Below are 18,950 nucleotides of genomic sequence, written 5' to 3'. Positions count from 1 at the left end.
TGCTTTTTCTCCGGCCCCGTGCACAGGCCGAACCGCCAACCGCACGGAACACCGGACCTTTTTTTGGTGGACCGCTTCTTGCTTTGCCTTTGGCGTCGCAACGCGCCGACACCCGCCACGCGGTACGCGGCGGAACCGGCACACAGCCGCACCCCGGCAGGCGACCACGTGAACTACGTGAACAGGGACACCGGCGCGAGCAGGTCGCGCCGGACAAATGCGACAAATTTGTAAGCATCGCGATTACCGCAACCCCCTTTCAGGAGAACGTCCATGAGCGGAATCCAGGCCCGTCTGAACGCGATCTCGGCCATCACCAACTACAAGCCGAGCGCGGCCCCCATGAACTTCGCCGAAACCAAGCCCACCGAGCTGTTCGGCTGCAACGTCTTCAACGACAAGGTCATGAAGGACCGCCTGCCCAAGACGGTCTACAAGTCGCTGAAGAAGACCATCGAACTCGGCGAGAAGCTCGACCCCTCCATCGCCGACGTGGTCGCCAACGCCATGAAGGACTGGGCCATCGAGAAGGGCGCCACGCACTTCACCCACGTCTTCTACCCGCTCACCGGCCTGACCGCCGAAAAGCACGACGCCTTCCTGGTGCCCGACGGCAAGGGCGGCGCCCTGTCCGAATTCAGCGGCAAGCTGCTGATCCAGGGCGAACCCGACGCCTCCAGCTTTCCCTCCGGCGGCCTGCGCGCCACCTTCGAGGCGCGCGGCTACACCGCCTGGGACGTGACCAGCCCCGCCTACCTCCTTGAAAACCCCAACGGCACCTTCCTGTGCATTCCCACCGCGTTCGTCTCCTGGACCGGCGAGGCCCTGGACAAGAAGACCCCGCTGCTGCGCGCCAACCAGGCCCTGAACAGGCAGGCCCAGCGCGTGCTGAAGCTGTTCGGCACCGAAACCAAGCTGCCCGTGGGCTCGTTCGCCGGTCCGGAGCAGGAATACTTCCTCATCGACCGCAACTTCGCCTTCGCCCGCCCCGACCTGCACATCTGCGGCCGCAGCCTGTTCGGCGCCAAGCCCGCCAAGGGCCAGGAATTCGAGGACCAGTACTTCGGCGTCATTCCCCGCCGCGTGCTGTCGTTCATGATGGAAGTGGAGCGCGAGCTGTTCAAGCTCGGCGTGCCGGTGAAGACCCGCCACAACGAAGTGGCCCCCAGCCAGTACGAAATCGCCCCCATCTTCGAGGTCAGCAACCTCGCCACCGACCACAACCAGCTGATCATGACCGTGCTGCGCAGCGTGGCCAAGCGCTACGGCATGGTCTGCCTGCTGCACGAAAAGCCCTTCGCGGGCATCAACGGCTCGGGCAAGCACCTCAACTACTCCATCGGCAACGCCGAACTGGGCAGCCTGTTCGACCCCGGCGAAAGCCCGCACGAGAACGCCCAGTTCCTGGTGTTCTGCGCCGCCGCCATCCGCGCCGTGCACAAGTACGGCGCCCTGCTGCGCGCCACCGTGGCCTCCGCCTCCAACGACCACCGCCTGGGCGCCAACGAGGCCCCGCCGGCCATCATGTCCGTGTACCTCGGCGAACAGCTCACCGACGTCTTCGAACAGATCAAGACCGGCAAGGTCAACGGCTGCAAGAAGGCCTGCGTCATGAACATCGGCGTGGACGTGCTGCCGCCGCTGCCCATGGATCCGGGCGACCGCAACCGCACCAGCCCCTTCGCCTTCACCGGCAACCGCTTCGAATTCCGCGCCGTGGGCTCGTCCATGTCCATCGCCGGTCCCCAGGTCGCCCTGAACACCATGATGGCAGAATCGCTGGACTACATCGCCACCGAACTGGAAAAGGCCACCAAGGGCGACCCCAAGAAGCTCAACGACGCCGTGCAGAAGCTGCTCCAGAAGATCATGAAGGAGCACGACAAGGTCATCTTCAACGGCGACGGCTACTCCGAGGAATGGCACAAGGAAGCGGAAAAGCGCGGCCTGCCCAACCTGAAGACCACCCCCGACGCCCTGCCCGTGCTGGGCAGCCCCGAAGTGGTCAAGCTGTTCACCTCCTACGGGGTGTTCAGCGAGGCGGAAGTGAGGTCGCGCGAGGAAATCTACCTCGAGCAGTACTGCAAGACCGTGAAGACCGAAGCCAACCTGGTCATCCGCATGGCCCGCACCATCATCTTCCCCGCCGCCATGCGCTACCAGGGCGAACTGGCCGCCACCTGCGCCAACCTGAAGGCCGCCGGGCACGACTACAAGGTGGTCACCCTTGAAGACGTGACCGCCAAGCTGCGCGCCATGCAGGCCGCCGTGGGCGAACTGGAGAAGAAGCTGGAGCACGAGGCCGACGGCACCCACGCCGAAGCCAAGCACATGTGCGACGTGATCCTGCCCGCCATGCTCAAGGTGCGCGAATACGCCGACGCGCTGGAAGCCGTGGTGGCCGACGACCTGTGGGCCCTGCCCAGCTACCAGGAAATGCTGTTCATCAAGTAGGGCCCGCGCCCTGCCGGACGGCAGACATGCGAAGACACGGGGCCGCCCTTGGGGGCGGCCCTTTTTCCATGCTGCCCCTTGAAACGGGGGTGTGCAGGCCCGCCGCGCGAAAGGCCCGGCTTGACGCCGGGCGCTGCCCCGTCTACGGCATGAGGCACCACGCGGCATGGCGGCATGGGCCGCCCACCGGCCCGCCCGGCCGCGCACATCCCCGCGAACGCGGTTCCGCAAGAGGATTCCATGGCCAACCACGAAGAAGACGACGGCTACGACTACCTGATCGAGGCGGCCTACGAGGCGCTGGAGGAAAGCGGCTTCACCGGCCTGCTGGTGAGCGGCTACGAGGACATGCCGGAGCCCGCCCCGGTGGAGGGCCACGTGCCGGACCTGACCGCCACCAACGCCAAGGGCGTGCCCTGCATCTTCGAGATATGCCCGCGCGAGGCCTTCGCCACGCAGGAACTGGCGGAACGGTTGCAGGCCTTCGCCCGCCACGCGGACGCCATCAAGGGGCACCTGGTGCTCATCGTGCCCGAGGGCGAAGAGGACGTGGCCTGGGCCTTCCTGTCCGAACACGCCATTCCCGAGGACAGGCTGGACGTCTGGGAGGCGTAGGGACCGGGGTGGGGATCGGGGCCGGAACGGCCTCGTCCGCGGGGCGGCGCTATCCCCGGTGGCGCACGTCGCGCCGCCACGAGCACAGCGGGGCGCAGCAGCCCAGGCCCTGACGCAGTTCCGCAAGATCCGGCAGCGGACCGGATGCCGCGCGGGACGGGGCCATCAGCAGGCACAGGTAACGGCCGAGGGCTCCATCCCAGACCAGTTCCGGGCAGCGCGGCAGGTAGCCGTGCAGCCGGTGCGAAACCTGGCACTGGTCGGACAGACAGCACCAGCCGCAGCCGACACAGGGCGTATGGGACATGATGGTACCGTGAACAGCTTCGCGGGCAAGCCGTCCCCCAGTTGACTGACAGGTCGGGCCGGTTGGGTCGGTCGGATAGGTCGGACAGGCCAGACAGGTCGCGGGGTTGGCTCCGGGCCGCGCGGGCTCCTTGCTCCTTTCGGGGCGGGCACGGTCTTGGGAGGGGATTGTCCCGCACCGTACACCCCGGCGGCAGGCATGGCAAACCGTGTCCCCCGCTCCGGTTTCCGCCCGCTCTGCCAAGGCCCCGCCTTGCCGCTCCCGGCGGGGCTGCACGCCGTTACCATTTCCCTTGCCATCCGCCCCCGGTGGCTCTAGAAGGCATCCAGCACAACCCCGCTGCAACCCGGCACAACCCCGCTGCAACCCGGCAACGTCCGTCACCGTCCCACCGCCCTTCCCCTGCCCCGGAAAGCCTGCCGGAAAGCCCACCATGTCGCGCCGCTCCCGTCAGTTCCGCCTCCTCGTCCTGTCGGCCCTGCTGGCGGCGGCGGTGCTGCTGCACGCCCCCCTGCGCGACGGCCTGGTGGGCCTGGCCCGCTACGTCAAGGCCAGGCTGTACGATTACAGCCAGTTCGACGATTCCGACCTGGTCACCGACATCTCCAACCGCGAACCGGTGCCGCTGGAGCGGCTGGCCGACGGCAACACCCTGTACGTGCTGGTCATGGGGCAGTCCAACGCCGCCAACGAGGTGGAAACGCCCCTGCCCTCCGACGATCTCGACAACGTGTTCATCGAGTACGACGGCACCCTGTACCCCGCCGAAGACCCCATGCTGGGCGCCACGGGCGAGCGGGGGTCGGTGTGGTCGCGCTTCGCGCGGCTGGCGCTGGCCACGGGCCGCTGGCGGTACGTGGTGCTCTCGGTCATCGCCGAGGGCGGCTCGCCGCTGTCCTACTGGCTGCCCGGCGGCCCGGTGCGACCCAAGCTGGAGGAACGCCTGCGCGCCATCCAGCAACTGCCCATCCGGCCCGACTACGTGTTCTGGTTCCACGGCGAATCCGACGCCCTCAATTCCCTGCCGCGCCTGCTCTACAAGTACGACTTTCTCGATCTGGTGGGCACGCTGCGCACCTTCGGCATCGACAATCCGGTGCTGGTCTCGCAGACCTCGCTGTGCCGCCGCTACGGCAGCGAATCGGTGCGCCAGGCCCAGCAGGAACTGGCCACGCAGGTGCCCAACGTGGCCCTGGGACCGGACACCGACGAGGTGGGCCTGCCCTTCCGCCGCGACGGCTGCCACTTCACCGACGAAGGCGGCGACATCGTGGCGGGCCTGTGGATGGACGCCATGCTCGACGCCGAGCAGGCCGCCGAATAGCAGGCCCGGCGCCGGCCTACGGGCCACGCCCTTCCCGCGCTCCTTTTCCCGCGTTCTTCCGTGCCCGCCCCGTCCGGGCGGAACCATCGTGTCCGGGCGGAACCACCGCGTCCGCTCCCCTGCGCCCCCGGCCGCTCCCCCTTCCGCCCGCACCACGCGACGCATCCTGACCTTAAAAGTCAGCATTGACGGCAGGTTCCGCAAAAACTTCTTTCGCCGTTCAACCAATTCGTTTGCCTGACCAGACAATCTCGCCCCCATCCCCCGCACACCCCCGGTTTACGCCCGCTTGCCCCGGTTTCACCGGCCGCGCGGGTGCGCCCGGCGGCGAAGCCCAAATATTTCCACGTGAATTTCCAAACATGGTAGCGGTTACTGACTTTGGGTGATATACGGATGATAGACCATTATTCCATTCGGTACGCGAAACTGCCCACGCCCCTCGCCAGGCGGGCCTTTTCGCGTCGGCTGCCACCGGGGCGAAGGGATGTCCCGGACCGCACGGGCACGGCAGTGATCGCAGTACGGCATTCCAACCAGTAACACTAATTTGACAAACGTAACACGACAAGGTAACCCACCCCAACTCCACCTTCCTCCGCGTTCCGCCCGCCATCACCGGCGGAACGCCAACCCGGCGGACACGGTCGCCGCCGGCGCGCACCGCACGTCAGGCGCTCCTGACGTGGCCTGCGCACGCAACGGGCAATCCAATGCCGCGGCCGCGCCGCGGTTCCACTGGTTTCCGGAGGTGACCGATGGTCTTCGACATCCTGCATCTGGCTATCATCCTCTTCCTCGTGGCGGGGCTCGCGTTCGCGGGCGGCCCGCTCATCCTCGCCCTGCTCGTGGCTCCACGGGCGCGCGGCGGCGACCTGGGCATGTCCTACGAATGCGGCATGCGTCCCCACGGCAACGCCTGGACCCGCTTCGGCATCAACTACTACGTCTACGCCCTGCTGTTCATCGCCTTCGACGTGGACGTGCTGTATCTGTTCCCCGCCGCCGCCCACTACCACGCCACCGTGGGCTGGGCCGCCTTCGCCGAGATCTGCGTCTTCCTGTTCTTCCTCGTGCTTGCCCTGGTCTATTTCCGCGCCAAGGGGGTGTTCACATGGCCGCGCAAGATTGCCCTGTAAGGCCGCCGGTCATCGTACCGGCCACGGGCGGGGTCGATGCGCCCATCGTCAACGTGGCGCCGGTGCAGAAGATCCTGGACGTGTGCCGGGCCATGTCGCTGTGGCCCATGACCTTCGGCCTGGCCTGCTGCGCCATCGAGATGATGGCGGTGGGCATGGCCCGGTTCGACATTTCCCGCTTCGGGGCCGAAGTGTTCCGGCCCTCGCCGCGCCAGTCGGACCTGATGATCGTGGCGGGCACCGTCACCCGCAAGATGGCCCCGGCGCTGGTGCGCCTGTATGAACAGATGCCCGCGCCGCGCTACGTCATGGCGCTGGGCAACTGCGCCATCTCCGGCGGGCCGTTCAACTTCGAGGGGCAGTACGCCATCGTAGAGGGCGTGGACAACCTAGTGCCGGTGGACGTGTACGTGCCCGGCTGTCCGCCCCGGCCCGAAGCGCTGCTGGAAGGGCTGTTCCAGATCCAGCACAAGATCACCGGCCGCCGCTGGTGGCCGGTGCCCGCCGAGGTCTCCGGCTCGCTGGGAGGTGGCGCATGACGCCCGGAACCTCCCTTCCCACTCCCGACATCCTGCTGGCCCCGCTGGAGCCCGCGTACATGGCCCGCGAGAACCCGGCCCGCACCGGCCTCGCCTGGTCGGCCTTCCTGTCCGCCGACGTCCTGCCCCGGGCCGCCGCCCTGCTGCTGGAGGCGGGCTGGCACCTGGAGGACATCTGCGGCCTGGACGTGCGCGAAGGGCTGGTGGCGGTGTACCACTTCGACCGCATGACCGCCCCCGGCCGCCTGGCCGTCCACGTCCTGACGGACCGCGAATCCCCGGCGCTGCCCTCCATCGCCGACATCCATCAGGGCGCGGAATGGCACGAACGGGAAACCGCCGACTTCTACGGCATCGCCTTCACCGGCAACCCCAACCCCGCGCCGCTGCTGCTGCCCGAAGGCATGCAGGGCCACCCCCTGCTGAAGGACGCCGCCGCCCGCGCGCCGCTGTCCGCCCTGCTGGCCGCGCCCGGCCGCGAGGCGGAAGTGCTGCGCAAGGCCGACGGCTTCGACCTGCTGGAACCGGCCGAGGACAGCAAACCGGCCAAGCCCGCCAAGGCCAGGGCCGCCGCCACCGGGGAGGGCACCGACAATGCATAGCACCGACACCCTCCGGCAGCGCGCCACGTCCTGTCCCGCCGCCTCGGCGGACGGGGGCTGCGCCGACGACCAGATCGCGGGCGACGGCTACACCTGCCGCTTCGAGCAGGGGGCCCGCCCGGAATCGCTCATCCTGAACATGGGGCCGCAGCACCCGTCCACCCACGGCGTGCTGCGCGTGCTGCTGGAACTGGACGGCGAATACATCGTCCGGGCGGAACCCGTGCTGGGCTACCTGCACCGCATGCACGAGAAGATGGCCGAGGTGAAGAACCCCGCCCAGTTCATGCCCAACATGGGCCGGGTGGACTACCTGCACGCCCTGGCCTGGAACTGGGCCTACGTGGGCGCGGTGGAAAAGCTGGCGGGCATCGAGATTCCCGAGCGGGCCGAATGGCTGCGGGTGATCACCTGCGAGCTGAACCGCATCTCCTCGCACCTTTTGTGGTGGGGTGCGTACCTGCTGGACCTGGGGGCCTTCACCCCCATCATGTACGCCTTCGACGACCGCGAACGGCTGCTGGACCTGTTGCAACTCATGACCGGGTCGCGCCTGACGTACAGTTCGTTCCGCTTCGGCGGGGTGTACACCGACGCCGGGCCCGCCTTCGTGCAGGGGGTGCGCGAGTTCATCCCGCACATGCGCTCGCGCCTGCCCATGTACACCGCGCTGGTGACGGAGAACATCATCCTGCGCCGCCGCATCGAAGAGGTGGGCGTCATCCCGCCGGACATGGTCACCCGTTACGGGGCCAGCGGCCCGGTGGCGCGCGGCAGCGGCATCGCCTACGACGTGCGCCGGGCGGAACCCTACTCCGTGTACGACAGGCTGGACTACGAGATTCCCGTCCGCCACGAGCAGTGTTCCATGGCCCGGTACATGGTGCGCATGGCCGAGATCGAACAGAGCCTGCGCATCGTGGAGCAGGCGCTGGACCAACTGCCCGAGGGCGACCACATGCACCCCAAGGCCCCCAAGCCCAGCTTCAAGCTGCCCGCGGGCGAATCGTACTTCGTGGTGGAAGGGGCGCGCGGCAAGATCGGCGTGTGGATCGCCAGCGACGGCGGCAAGACGCCCTACCGTGTCAAGCTGCGGGCGCCGGGCTTCTCCAACCTGGCCCTGTTCGCCGAATGCGCGCGCGGCACCCTGCTGGCCGACGCCGTCGCCATCCTCGGCAGCCTCGACATGGTCATCCCCGAAATCGACAGGTAGGCCGCCATGAATGCAACCATCTCCTTCGATTCCGTGCTGCACGTGGTGCTCGCGCTGGTGGGCGTGGCCGTCTTCGTGGGGCTGAACGGGCTGCTGCTCGTCTACGCCGAACGCAAGGTGGCGGGCTTCATCCAGCGCCGCCCCGGCCCCTACGAGGTCGGACCGCAAGGCATATTGCAGGCCGTGGCCGACGCCCTGAAGCTCATCGGCAAGCAGCTGGTGCGCCCGGACAGGGCCGACCCGCTGCTGTTCTGGATGGCCCCGGTGCTGGCCTTCTTCCCCGTGCTGCTGCTGTTCCTGCCCATTCCCTTCAGCCCGCTGCTCACCGGGTGGGACGTGAACCTGGGCCTGCTGCTCATCCTCGCCTTCACCGGGTTCAACGTGCTGGCCCTGCTGCTGGCGGGGTGGGGCTCCAACAACAAGTACGGCCTGCTCGGCGCGGCCCGCGCCGTGGCCCAGTCCGTGGCCTACGAAATCCCCCTGCTGCTCTCGGTGCTGGCCATCGCCTTCCAGGAAGGCACGCTGAGCCTCACCGCCATCGTGGACGGGCAGGGCGGCATGCCCTGGCAGTGGAACATCGCCGTGCAGCCGCTGGCGTTCCTGATCTTCCTCGTCAGCGCCCTGGGCGAAACCAACCGCGCCCCCTTCGACCTTCCCGAGGCCGAATCGGAACTGACCGCGGGCTTCCACACCGAATACTCGGGCATGGGCTTCGGCATGTTCTTCCTGGCCGAATACGCCAGCATGATCGTGGCGTGCAGCGTGTGCACCGTGCTGTTCCTGGGCGGCTGGAAAGGACCGTTCCTGGACGGCGTGTGGTGGTTCCTGGCCAAGGTCTACGCGCTGCTGCTGACCATGATGTGGCTGCGCTGGACCTTCCCGCGCGTGCGCTTCGACCAGCTGCTGAACATGAACTGGCGGTGGCTGCTGCCCCTCGGCGTGCTGAACCTGCTGGCGACCGCGTTCGTCATGAAGCTGTAGGGAAAGAGGAATCGGGGGAGGGGAAGGGACCCTTTTGCGGCAGCCGTAGGCGAGTCCGCGAGCCGTACGGATGGCGACCGCAAAGCGTAAAAGGGTCTCCTTCCCCTCCCCCGAACCCCCACCCCATCCCCCCAAAACTTTCATATGTGGGCAAGCAGTCCACAATGAAGGGGGGTGCGGGGACGACAGCCGTTATGCGAGCGTCTTTCCGAGCATTACGGATGACGATAGCAGAGATGGCAAGGCCCCCCGCCCGCCGGAGGCGGACAAAAGCAGTACGTGACAACGCCCCGTTCCTGAGGAGGATATAATGGCATCGATCTTCCGCACCATCGCCGACCTGTGGAGCCTTGTGGTGGGCCTTGGCATCACCGGCAAGGAGTTCTGCAAACCCGGCGTCACCGTGCACTATCCCCGGGCCGAGGTAACGCCGGAAGCGGCCGCCTCGTTCCGGGGCCCCATAGAACTCATCGGACTGGACAAGGACCCGGCGAAGCCCCGGTGCATCGCCTGCATGCTCTGCGTGTCGGCCTGCCCCAGCGGGTGCATCGCCGTCACCCGCGCCGTCGCGCCCAAGCCCACGCCGGAAGAACTGAAGGCCATGGCCGAGGCCGAGGCGCGCGGCGAAAAGCCCAAGAAGCCCGCGCCGCCCAAGGCCCCCGGCACCTGGACCTACGACTTCTCGCTGTGCAGCCTGTGCGGCAGCTGCGTGGAAGTCTGCCCGGTGGATTCCATCGGCTTCTCCAACGACATCTACCTGGTGGGGACGAAACGCGAGGACTTCGTGTTCGACCAGCTGGCCCGCCTGGCCCGCAAGGCCGCGGCGCGCAAGCCGGAACCGAAAAAGGCCGCGCCCGAACCCCCTGCTCCGGCGACCACGGCAGCCCCCGAGGCCCCCGCACCGGCCGCCGCGCCCTCCGCCCCCGGCACCGCAACCCCCGCAAGCGAGGCGTGACATGGAAACACCGGCAATCCTCGCCTTCGGCTTCTACTTCCTGGTCATCGTCGTCGGCTGTTTCATGGCCGTGGGCTGCGCCAGCCTGGTGCGCGCGCTGGTGGGGCTCGTCGCCACGCTGCTGGGCGTGGCGGGCATGTACCTGCTGCTCAACGCGCCGTTCATGGCCTTCATGCAGATACTCATCTACGTGGGCGCCATCTGCGTGCTGATCTTCTTCGCGCTGATGCTGGCCCGGGCCGACGCCGACGGCGACGAGGCGGACCCCGCCCCGGCCGCGCGCACCTTCAAGGGCGTGCTGGCGGCCATGCTGCCCGGCGCGCTGCTGGCCCCCATCCTGCTGCTGCACCCCACGGCGTCGCACCTGCTGCCGCCGGACGTGCCGCTGGCCGACCTTGGCCGCAGGCTGATGGAGGACTACGTGCTGCCCTTCGAACTGATCTCGGTGGTCCTGCTCATCTCCATGGCCGGGGCCGTGCTGCTCGTCTGGGAAAGGAGGGACAAGTGAAACCGCTCGTGCTCTACCAACTGGCCTCCCTCGTGCTGCTTGGCGCGGGCCTGGCCGGGCTGGTCAAGCGGCGCACGCTGGTGGGCATGCTCATCGCCGTTGAACTGATGCTCAACGGCGCGGGGCTGTCCATCGTGGCCGCCACCCAGCTCACCGGGGCCGACGCCGCCCTCGGACAACTGGCCACGCTGCTGGTCATGGGCCTTGCCGCCGCCGAAGCCACCGTGGCCCTGGCCGCCATCGTGGTGGTGTTCCGCCGCTTCGGCACCACCCGCACCGACGCCCTGGCCACCCTGAGGGAGCAGCAGTGATGACAGCGCCCAACACCATCGAAACCGCAAGCCTGCTCGTTCCGCTTATCATCACCCTTGTGGCGCCCTTCGCCATCATGCTGGCGCGCGGCAACGCCAACCGGCGCGAGGCCGTGTCGTTCATCGCCGCCGCGCTGACCTTCGTCTCGGTGCTGCAACTGGCGCCGGGGGTGATCGGCGGGACCATCTACACCTACACCGTCACCACCATCCTGCCCGGCATCAGCCTGACCCTGTGCGCCGACGGGCTGGGGATGATCTTCGCGCTCATCGCCACCTTTTTGTGGGGCTTCGCCACCAGCTACAACATCGGGTACATGCGCGGGCTGAACGAACACGCCCAGACGCGCTACTACACCTGTTTCGCGGTGGCCATCTTCGGCGCGGTGGGGGTGGCCTTCTCGGCCACGGTGTTCACCCTGTACCTGTTCTACGAGGTGATCACGGTCTTCACCTACCCGCTCGTCGCGCACCATCAGGACGCGGAGGGCTTTGCCGGGGCGCGCAAGTACCTGGTGTACCTCATGGGCACCTCCAAGCTGTTCCTGCTGCCCGCCATGATCCTGACCTACGTGCTCACCGGCACGCTGGACATGCGCCTTGGCGACGTGCTGAACGGCATGTTCCCGGCGGACGTCATCGCCGCCCACCCCAACCTGGTGCGGCTGACCTACGTGCTGTACATCGCGGGCCTGGCCAAGGCGGCCCTGGCCCCGTTCCACAACTGGCTGCCCTCGGCCATGGTGGCCCCCACGCCGGTCTCGGCCCTGCTGCACGCGGTGGCCGTGGTCAAGGCGGGGGTGTTCTCCGTCAGCCGGATCATCCTGTCCGGCTTCGGGGTCGAGGCCATGGACACCCTGGGCCTGGGCATTCCCACCGCGTGGCTGGCGGCGTTCACCATCGTGGGGGCCTCGCTCATCGCCCTGACCAAGGACGACATCAAGGCCCGGCTGGCCTATTCCACGGTCAGCCAGCTGTCCTACGTGATCATCGGGGTGGCCCTGCTGACGCCGGCGGCCGTGCAGGGCGGGTTGATGCACATCCCCCACCACGCCTTCTCCAAGATCACCCTGTTCTTCGGCGCGGGGGCCATCTACGTGGCCACGCACATCAAGAAGATCAGCCAGATGAACGGTCTTGGCCGCCGCATGCCGTGGACCTTCGGGGCCTTCGGCCTGGCCTCGCTGTCCATGATCGGCATGCCGCCGGTGTGCGGCTTCGTCTCCAAGTGGTACATCGTCAACGGCTCGCTCCAGGCCGGGCAGACCGCCCTGCTGGTGGCCCTGCTGCTGTCCACCCTGCTCAACGCGGGCTACTTCGTGCCCATCTTCTACCGGGCGTTCATGCTGCCGCCCGCCCCGGACGCCAACATCGAGCAGTACAGCGAGGCCCCCGCCTCCATGGTGGTGCCGCTGTGCCTGACCGGGGCCATATCGCTGCTGCTGGGCCTGTACCCGCAGGTGTTCCTGAACTTCATCCAGGCGTTCGGCCACTTCTAGGAGCGCACCATGAACGGACTCGGAGCATTCCTTGAACGCCAGCGCGAACTGCGCGGCGCATGGCTGAAGGCGCTGTACGGGGTGCTGGCCGCCCTCGTGCTGCTGAACCTGTTCATCGGCCCGCACGAGCCGCACTTCGGCCTCGATGCCTACCCCGGCTTCTGGGCGCTGTTCGGCCTCGTGGTGGGCGTGCTGATGGTGGTGATCATGAAGCGCATGGTGCAGCCCGCCATCGTGCGCAAGGAGGACCACTATGGAGACGTCTAGCTTCCTGCATCCCGCCATCGGGTTCCTGGCCCTGGCGGCGGTGCTGCCCTTCCTGCGCGGCAAGTGGTGGAACTGGCTGCTGCCCGCCCCGGCGGTGCTGGCCATCTTCGCCGTGTTCACCATGACGCCGGGCGACCATCTGACCCTGCACTGGCTGGGGCAGACCCTGCTGCTGGGCCGCGTGGACAAGCTGTCGCTGGTCTTCGCCCAGGTGTTCGCGGTGATGTCGCTGGCGGGCATGCTGTACGCCATGCACGTGGAGGACCGGGGCCAGCACATCGCCGCCGCCCTGTACGTGTCCGGCGGGTTCGGCTGCGTGTTCGCGGGCGACTACCTGACCCTGTTCGTGTTCTGGGAACTGATGTCCATCGGCTCCACCTTCCTCGTGCTGCTGAACCGCACGCGCGAGTCGGTGCTGGCGGGCTTCCGCTACTTTCTCTACCACACCGCCGGGGGCCTCTTGCTGCTGGCGGGGCTGCTGCTGCGCTACAAGGCCCTGGGCACGTGGGAATTCACGGCCATGGCCCCGGCGGGAACCCCGCCCCTGTACGAATGGCTGATCCTGGCCGGGTTCTGCGTCAACGCGGCCGTGGTGCCGCTGCACGCCTGGCTGCCCGACGCCTACCCGCGCGGGACGGTGACCGGTTCGGTGTTCATGTGCGCCTACACCACCAAGACGGCGGTGTACGTGCTGGCGCGCGGCTTCGCCGGGTGGGAAATCCTGGCGGCGGCGGGCACGGTGATGGCGGTGTACGGCGTGCTGTACGCGTGCATCGAGAACAACGCCCGGCGCATCCTGTCGTACCACATCGTCTCGCAGGTGGGGTACATGGTGGCGGGCATCGGCGTGGGCACGGCCATGACGCTGAACGGCGCGGTGGCCCACGCCTACGCGCACATCCTGTACAAGGGCCTGCTGTTCATGGGCGCGGGCTGCCTGCTGCACGCGGCGGGCACCGCCAAGCTGGACAAGCTGGGCGGCCTGGCCGCGCGGCTGCCGTGGGTCATGGTGCTGTACATGGTGGCGGCCCTGTCCATCTCGGGCATGCCGGTGTTCAACGGGTTCATCTCCAAGACCATGACCATCACCGGCGCGGCCGAGGCGCACCGCACCCTCGTGGCGCTGGGCCTGGAAATCGCGGCGGTGGGCACGTTCATCTCGGTGGGCATCAAGCTGCCCTACTTCGCCTTCTGGGGCGGCAAGCCCACGGACAACGCCCGTGCGCTGGCCCCCATCCCGTGGAACATGTACGCGGGCATGACCGTGCTGGCCGTGCTGTGCATCGCGCAGGGCGTGGCCCCGTCCATCCTGTACGCCTGGCTGCCCTTCGAGGTGGAACACCCCTACGTGCCGTGGTCCGTGTGGCACGTGTTGCAGGCCCTGTTGCTGCTGGGCTTCTCCGGCCTGGCCTTCTACCTGCTGCGCAAGGTGATCACCCCGCACGAAGGGCTGAACCTGGACGTGGACATCGCCTACCGCGCGGTGGGCACCGGGGCCATGCGCTTCGTGTGCCGCCCGCTGGCCTTCCTGGACGACCGCTGGACCGAGGCCTATCGCACGGGCGGCCTGCGCGGGCTGATGGGCGTCGCGCTGGGCTCCGTGTGGTTCGACCGCAGGGCCATCGACGGCGTGGTGGACGGCAGCGCCCGCACGGTGCGGGGCATCGGCGGGCTTGGCGCGCGCACGCAGAACGGCAGCCTCCAGGACTACCTGGGGCTGGCCGCCTTCCTCGCGCTGTGCGTGTTCGGGCTCGTCTGGTACTTGGGCTAGCCGCAACGGGACCCACAAAAAACGGAGACGCCTGTGTATCCTGACATACCGGTCCTCAGCATCCTGATCTTCCTGCCCCTTGCGGCGGCGGCGCTGCTGCTGCCCCTGCGCGACGACGAGACCGTGCGCCGCGTGTCGCTGGCGGCGTCGCTGGCCGGGCTTGCGGCGGGTTGGCCGCTCATCGCCTTCAACCCCGACGCCGGGTTCCAGTTCGTGGAGCGCATGACCTGGGTGGCCCGCTGGGGCCTTGAATACCACCTGGCCGTGGACGGCATCAGCATCCTGATGGTGTGGCTGACCCTGTTCACCCTGCCGCTGTGCGTGCTCTGCTCGTGGACGTACATCGGCAAGCGGGTGAAGGAGTTCCACATCTGCCTGCTGCTGATGACCTCCGCCTGCATCGGCGTGTTCACGGCCATGGACCTGGTGCTGTTCTACGTGTTCTGGGAGGCCATGCTCATCCCCATGTACCTGCTCATCGCGGTGTGGGGCGGGGCCGAGCGGCGCTACGCGTCCATCAAGTTCTTCCTGTACACCCTTGCCGGGTCCACCCTGCTGCTGGTCGCCATCGTGGCCTTCCGCATCGCCGGGGGCACCTTCTCCATCCCCGACCTGATGCAGCAGACCTTCGGGTTCCGCTTCCAGTACTGGGCCTTCCTGGCCATGGCCCTGGCCTTCGCCATCAAGGTGCCCATGTTCCCCTTCCACACCTGGCTGCCCGCCGCCCACGTGCAGGCGCCGTCGGCGGGCAGCGTCATCCTAGCGGCGGTGCTGCTGAAGATGGGCACCTACGGGTTCCTGCGCTTCTGCCTGCCGCTGACGCCCGAGGCCAGCGTGCACTTCGCCCCGCTGATGATCGGCGTCTCGGTGGTGTCCATCCTGTACGGGGGCGCGGTGGCCCTGGGGCAGACCGACATCAAGAAACTGGTGGCCTATTCGTCGGTGGCCCACATGGGCTTCGTGACGCTGGGCATCTTCCTGTTCCAGAAAAGCGGCGTGCAGGGCGCGCTGCTCCAGATGCTGAACCACGGCATCGTCACCGGCGCCATGTTCATGATGATCGGCGCGCTGTACGAACGCAGCCACAGCCGCGAGGTGGCGGACAACATGGGCATGGGCAAGTACCTGCCCGCGTTCATGTTCTTCTGGGGGCTGTATGCCCTGGCCTCGTTCGGCTTTCCGGGCACCAACGGCTTCGTGGGCGAGGTGCTGGTGTTCGTGGCCGCCTTCCAGCAAAGCCTGACCGTGGGCGCGCTCATCGTGCCCGGCGCGCTGCTGTCGGCGGCGTACATGTTCCGGGTCAGCCTGCGCATGGCCTGGGGCAGCCCGTCCACGGCCAGGACGTGGAACGACCTGAACCGCCGCGAATGGACCTACCTGCTGCTGCCCGCCGTGCTGGTGCTGTGGATAGGACTTGCGCCCGCGCCCTTCCTGCGGCTGATCGACCCTTCCGTCGACCGCCTGCTGGCCGACCTGCGGGGCCGCGCCCCGGTGAAGGAAGCCCCGCTGGCACAAGACGCCCACAGGCATGAACCGCCCGCCGTCCTCGCATCCGCCGCCATCGCCAAGGAGGTGCGCCAGTGAACCTCGACCTTGCCCTGCTTGTTCCCGAATGCGCCATGCTGCTGCTGGTGGCCGTGCTGTTCGTGCAGGCGCTGGCCGCCGGACCCATGTCCGTGACGGCGCACCGCTGGCTGCCCTACGGGGCGCTGGCGGTGCTGGCCGCCACCGTGGCCGGGCTGCCCGCGGAAGGACTGCTGCTGTGGGACGCCTACAAGGTGGACGCCCTGTCGCAGTTCTTCAAGCTGTGCGTGGCGGGCGGCTTCTGCATCGCCGTGCTCAACGCCACCCGCCAGCCCACGCTGGAGGAAGGCAAGCGCGCCGACTACTTCCTGTTCCTGGGGGTTTCGGCGTGGGGCCTGATGCTGCTGGCGTCCGCCGCCGAACTGGTGACCCTGTACCTTGCGCTGGAACTGTCCTCGTACAGCCTGTACGTGCTCATTCCCCTGCGCGGGCGCACCCGCGAGGGAGCCGAGGCCGGGGTCAAGTACATCCTGTTCGGCGCGGCGGCCACGGCCATCTCGCTGTACGGGCTGTCGTACATCATGGCCGCGCAGCAGACCACGTACATCGCGGCGCTGGCCGCGCGCGACTGGTCGTGGGCGGCAAGCCCCACGGCGGTGGTGGGCCTGTCCCTGTTCCTGTGCGGCATGTTCTACAAGCTGGCCCTGTTCCCGTTCCACTTCTGGTGCCCCGACGTGTACCAGGGCGCCAGCAACGAGACGGCGGCCTACGTGGCCACCCTGCCCAAGCTGGGCGCGGTGGTGGTGCTGGTGCGCCTGGCCGCCCTGCTCCAGCCGGGGCTGGAGGTGACCACGGCCATCGCCTGGCTGGGCGTCATCTCCATGACCTTCGGCAACCTGTGCGCCCTGGTGCAGCAGGACCTGAAGCGCATGCTGGGCTTCTCGTCCGTGGCGCACGCGGGCTACGTCACCGTGGGCCTGGTGTCCGGCACGGCGGAGGGCCTTGCCGCCGCCGCGTTCTACGCGCTGGTGTACGTGGTCATGAACCTGCTGTGCTTCTGGGTGGTCTCCCGGGTGGCCGTGGACGGGCGCAACCTGGTCCTGTCCGACCTCAACGGGCTGCACCGCCGCTCTCCCGTGCTGGCCTTCGCCCTTGGCGTGGGGGCCTTCGCCCTGGTGGGCCTGCCGCCCACGGCGGGCTTCATGGGCAAGCTGTTCCTGATCACGGCGGCGTGGAACCACGGGTACAACTGGCTGGTCATCGCCCTGGCCCTGAACAGCGCCATCGCCATCTACTACTACCTGTCGCTGGTGCGCCACGCCTACACCGAGCCGGACGAGAACACGGCCCTGCCCGCGCCCGACCAGAGCGCGTTCAGCCTGGGCGGCGCGGTGGCGCTGGCCGCCGCCACGCTGGTGCTAGGCATCGTGCCCGCGCCGCTGTTCGAGAAGGCGGTCAAGGCGGGGATGGCCCTCTTCGGCTGATCCGGTCCGAAAACGAAAGAACGAAGGGGCCGTCCCCCGGCCCCGGCTTTCCCGAAACCATACGGAATCCCCCTGTCCCGCATCACGGGGCAGGGGGATTCCTTACACTTCCCGATGGGCCATGCCCTCGACAGGCCGCGCGGAAATCCCCTACCATGGCCCCATCGCGCGCGCCCGTCCCCCGTCATTTCCCGTTCGCCGCGCGGCACAACCTGCCGGAGGCTCCGCCATGTCCGAACACGCCCCCTCCGCCCTGCTCGGCACCGCCATCATACCCGGCCCCGCAGCCGGGCCGCTGCTCGTCGCCCACCTTGGCGGCCCCAAGACCGGCAGCAGCGCCATCCAGTCCTTCTGCGACCACAACCGCACCGCCCTGTTCCGCGAGCACGGCATCCTCTACCCCACCCTGAACCCCGACCTCGTGCCCGGCGAGACGCACCCCGAAATCCCCGGCGACCCGAACTTCGAACTGCCGCACCACGGGGCCGTGATCATGGGCATGGAGCCCGGCGCGCAGGACGACTACCTGGACCGCGCCGTGGCCACCTGCCGGGCCACAGGCGCCCGCATGTTGCTGCTGAGCCTGGAAGCCCCCAGCCTGCCCGCCTATGCGGACATGGTGCGCCGCCACACCGAGCGGACGGGCCTGCGCGCCGTGGCCGTGTGCTACGTGCGGCGGCAGGACACCTGGATGGAGGACGCCTGGAAGCAGTGGGGGCTGAAGTACGACCAGTACCCCACGCCGGACGACTTCGTCCGCGCCCTCATGGACCGCGCACAGGACGACGTGTTCTTCCGCGCCGCCGTCTCGGTGCTGGAACACGCCTGGCTGGACGCGACGTGGGGTTTCATGGCCCCCGGTGACGTGGTGGTGCGCCCCTACGAGCGTTCCGCCCTGCGCTGCGGCGACGTGGTGGCCGACCTGCTGGGCCTGCTGGGGGTCGGCTCCATCGCGGACATGGACCCGCCGCCCGCCACCAACTTCAACACCAACCACGGCTTCACGCCAGAGGCCATCCGGCTGCTGCGCACGGTGCGCCCCATGTTCGACGGGGTGTTCGACAACGGCCCCTTTGAGATGCTGTACGATGCGCTGCCCCGCGCGGCCGCGGCCCCGTTCGGCCACGTGGGCCTGCTGTCGCCCGGCATGCGCGCCAAGGTGCTGGCCCACTACGCCCCGTACAACCAACGGCTGGCCCGGCGCATGCCCGGCCAGCCCGGTCATGACGGCGGCGTGCTGTTCCGCGAAACGCCGGACCCGGACGCGCCGTGGTGGCCCGACCGCGACCTGACCGCGCAGGAGGTGGCCACCATGCTCATGCAGTGCATCCACCGCCAGCACGTGCGCATCGGCCAGTTGCAGGGCCGCATCGAACGGCTGGAACGGCTGGAGAAGAAGGCTCGCAGGCGACTGGCCGCGCTGGACGGGGGGCCAGGTTCGCCGGAATGACGCCTCC

Annotated in this window: 18 protein-coding genes; 17 read left to right on the top strand and 1 reads right to left on the bottom strand. The window is 68.3% G+C overall.

All coding sequences use genetic code 11. The annotated features are described in order from the left end of the window. Positions 1–273 precede the first annotated feature (273 nt). The gene (locus V6B97_RS01275; RefSeq protein ID WP_333504682.1) at positions 274–2,454 is read left to right on the top strand and encodes a glutamine synthetase III family protein; all 2,181 of its coding nucleotides are present in this window, start codon (positions 274–276) and stop codon (positions 2,452–2,454) included. Between the two features lie 240 nt (positions 2,455–2,694). Further along, positions 2,695–3,069, top strand: coding sequence for a hypothetical protein (locus V6B97_RS01270; RefSeq protein WP_333504681.1), 375 nt, complete (start codon positions 2,695–2,697; stop codon positions 3,067–3,069). A 49-nt stretch (positions 3,070–3,118) separates the two neighbouring features. Here V6B97_RS01270 and V6B97_RS01265 read toward each other — a convergent pair whose 3' ends face one another. Next, entirely contained in the window at positions 3,119–3,376 is a 258-nt protein-coding gene (locus V6B97_RS01265; protein WP_333504680.1) for a hypothetical protein, read from the bottom strand. A gap of 433 nt (positions 3,377–3,809) precedes the next feature. Between V6B97_RS01265 and V6B97_RS01260 the strand changes: the two genes are divergently transcribed. From V6B97_RS01260 to V6B97_RS01190, 15 genes are all read left to right on the top strand, one after another. Then, complete coding sequence (locus V6B97_RS01260; RefSeq protein WP_333504679.1) at positions 3,810–4,700, top strand: sialate O-acetylesterase; 891 nt, start codon at positions 3,810–3,812, stop codon at positions 4,698–4,700. Between the two features lie 758 nt (positions 4,701–5,458). Continuing rightward, positions 5,459–5,839 (top strand): NADH-quinone oxidoreductase subunit A, encoded by a 381-nt coding sequence (locus V6B97_RS01255; protein ID WP_333504678.1) that lies wholly within the window; start codon positions 5,459–5,461, stop codon positions 5,837–5,839. Further along, entirely contained in the window at positions 5,815–6,378 is a 564-nt protein-coding gene (locus tag V6B97_RS01250) for an NADH-quinone oxidoreductase subunit B (protein ID WP_333504677.1), read from the top strand. Before V6B97_RS01255 ends, V6B97_RS01250 begins: the two co-directional genes overlap by 25 nt. After that, complete coding sequence (locus tag V6B97_RS01245; protein ID WP_333504676.1) at positions 6,375–6,980, top strand: NADH-quinone oxidoreductase subunit C; 606 nt, start codon at positions 6,375–6,377, stop codon at positions 6,978–6,980. The genes V6B97_RS01250 and V6B97_RS01245 overlap by 4 nt, the downstream gene beginning before the upstream one ends. Further along, positions 6,973–8,193 (top strand): NADH-quinone oxidoreductase subunit D, encoded by a 1,221-nt coding sequence (locus V6B97_RS01240; protein ID WP_333504675.1) that lies wholly within the window; start codon positions 6,973–6,975, stop codon positions 8,191–8,193. The genes V6B97_RS01245 and V6B97_RS01240 overlap by 8 nt, the downstream gene beginning before the upstream one ends. Positions 8,194–8,199: 6 nt before the next feature. Beyond that, complete coding sequence (nuoH, locus tag V6B97_RS01235; RefSeq protein ID WP_333504674.1) at positions 8,200–9,174, top strand: NADH-quinone oxidoreductase subunit NuoH; 975 nt, start codon at positions 8,200–8,202, stop codon at positions 9,172–9,174. Positions 9,175–9,484: 310 nt separating this feature from the next. After that, positions 9,485–10,129, top strand: coding sequence for a 4Fe-4S binding protein (locus V6B97_RS01230; RefSeq protein WP_333504673.1), 645 nt, complete (start codon positions 9,485–9,487; stop codon positions 10,127–10,129). Between the two features lies 1 nt (position 10,130). Further along, positions 10,131–10,637 carry an NADH-quinone oxidoreductase subunit J family protein gene (locus V6B97_RS01225; protein ID WP_333504672.1) on the top strand — a complete coding sequence of 169 codons (507 nt, stop codon included), beginning with the start codon at positions 10,131–10,133 and terminating at the stop codon, positions 10,635–10,637. Beyond that, positions 10,634–10,948, top strand: a complete 315-nt coding sequence (gene nuoK, locus V6B97_RS01220) for an NADH-quinone oxidoreductase subunit NuoK (RefSeq protein ID WP_196609706.1) — start codon at positions 10,634–10,636, stop codon at positions 10,946–10,948. The genes V6B97_RS01225 and nuoK overlap by 4 nt, the downstream gene beginning before the upstream one ends. After that, entirely contained in the window at positions 10,948–12,447 is a 1,500-nt protein-coding gene (locus V6B97_RS01215; RefSeq protein WP_333504671.1) for a monovalent cation/H+ antiporter subunit D family protein, read from the top strand. The genes nuoK and V6B97_RS01215 overlap by 1 nt, the downstream gene beginning before the upstream one ends. A 9-nt stretch (positions 12,448–12,456) precedes the next feature. Continuing rightward, on the top strand, positions 12,457–12,714 hold the full coding sequence (locus V6B97_RS01210; protein WP_333504670.1) for a hypothetical protein: 258 nt from the start codon (positions 12,457–12,459) through the stop codon (positions 12,712–12,714). Continuing rightward, positions 12,701–14,485, top strand: a complete 1,785-nt coding sequence (locus V6B97_RS01205; RefSeq protein ID WP_333504669.1) for a Na(+)/H(+) antiporter subunit D — start codon at positions 12,701–12,703, stop codon at positions 14,483–14,485. The genes V6B97_RS01210 and V6B97_RS01205 overlap by 14 nt, the downstream gene beginning before the upstream one ends. Before the next feature lie 33 nt (positions 14,486–14,518). Then, on the top strand, positions 14,519–16,069 hold the full coding sequence (locus tag V6B97_RS01200) for a complex I subunit 4 family protein (RefSeq protein ID WP_333504668.1): 1,551 nt from the start codon (positions 14,519–14,521) through the stop codon (positions 16,067–16,069). Further along, on the top strand, positions 16,066–17,493 hold the full coding sequence (locus V6B97_RS01195) for an NADH-quinone oxidoreductase subunit N (protein ID WP_333504667.1): 1,428 nt from the start codon (positions 16,066–16,068) through the stop codon (positions 17,491–17,493). Before V6B97_RS01200 ends, V6B97_RS01195 begins: the two co-directional genes overlap by 4 nt. A 229-nt stretch (positions 17,494–17,722) precedes the next feature. Next, a complete protein-coding gene (locus V6B97_RS01190) occupies positions 17,723–18,943 on the top strand; it encodes a hypothetical protein (RefSeq protein WP_333504666.1) in 1,221 nt (406 codons plus the stop codon). Positions 18,944–18,950: the final 7 nt, after the last annotated feature.

The sequence above is a fragment of the Nitratidesulfovibrio sp. 1201_IL3209 genome (assembly GCF_036763125.1).
In the GTDB taxonomy this organism is placed as follows: Bacteria; Desulfobacterota; Desulfovibrionia; order Desulfovibrionales; family Desulfovibrionaceae; genus Cupidesulfovibrio.
Note: the sequence above shows the minus strand (reverse complement) of the source record. Positions and strands in the feature narration are given on the sequence as shown.

Excerpts from the sequence above, each read along its gene's own strand:
- V6B97_RS01275 (WP_333504682.1), top strand. The coding sequence starts at position 274 with ATGAGCGGAATCCAGGCCCGTCTGAACGCGATCTCGGCCATCACCAAC.
- V6B97_RS01270 (WP_333504681.1), top strand. The coding sequence starts at position 2,695 with ATGGCCAACCACGAAGAAGACGACGGCTACGACTACCTGATCGAGGCG.
- V6B97_RS01265 (WP_333504680.1), bottom strand. The coding sequence starts at position 3,376 with ATGTCCCATACGCCCTGTGTCGGCTGCGGCTGGTGCTGTCTGTCCGAC.
- V6B97_RS01260 (WP_333504679.1), top strand. The coding sequence starts at position 3,810 with ATGTCGCGCCGCTCCCGTCAGTTCCGCCTCCTCGTCCTGTCGGCCCTG.
- V6B97_RS01255 (WP_333504678.1), top strand. The coding sequence starts at position 5,459 with ATGGTCTTCGACATCCTGCATCTGGCTATCATCCTCTTCCTCGTGGCG.
- V6B97_RS01250 (WP_333504677.1), top strand. The coding sequence starts at position 5,815 with ATGGCCGCGCAAGATTGCCCTGTAAGGCCGCCGGTCATCGTACCGGCC.
- V6B97_RS01245 (WP_333504676.1), top strand. The coding sequence starts at position 6,375 with ATGACGCCCGGAACCTCCCTTCCCACTCCCGACATCCTGCTGGCCCCG.
- V6B97_RS01240 (WP_333504675.1), top strand. The coding sequence starts at position 6,973 with ATGCATAGCACCGACACCCTCCGGCAGCGCGCCACGTCCTGTCCCGCC.
- nuoH (WP_333504674.1), top strand. The coding sequence starts at position 8,200 with ATGAATGCAACCATCTCCTTCGATTCCGTGCTGCACGTGGTGCTCGCG.
- V6B97_RS01230 (WP_333504673.1), top strand. The coding sequence starts at position 9,485 with ATGGCATCGATCTTCCGCACCATCGCCGACCTGTGGAGCCTTGTGGTG.
- V6B97_RS01225 (WP_333504672.1), top strand. The coding sequence starts at position 10,131 with ATGGAAACACCGGCAATCCTCGCCTTCGGCTTCTACTTCCTGGTCATC.
- V6B97_RS01215 (WP_333504671.1), top strand. The coding sequence starts at position 10,948 with ATGACAGCGCCCAACACCATCGAAACCGCAAGCCTGCTCGTTCCGCTT.
- V6B97_RS01210 (WP_333504670.1), top strand. The coding sequence starts at position 12,457 with ATGAACGGACTCGGAGCATTCCTTGAACGCCAGCGCGAACTGCGCGGC.
- V6B97_RS01205 (WP_333504669.1), top strand. The coding sequence starts at position 12,701 with ATGGAGACGTCTAGCTTCCTGCATCCCGCCATCGGGTTCCTGGCCCTG.
- V6B97_RS01190 (WP_333504666.1), top strand. The coding sequence starts at position 17,723 with ATGTCCGAACACGCCCCCTCCGCCCTGCTCGGCACCGCCATCATACCC.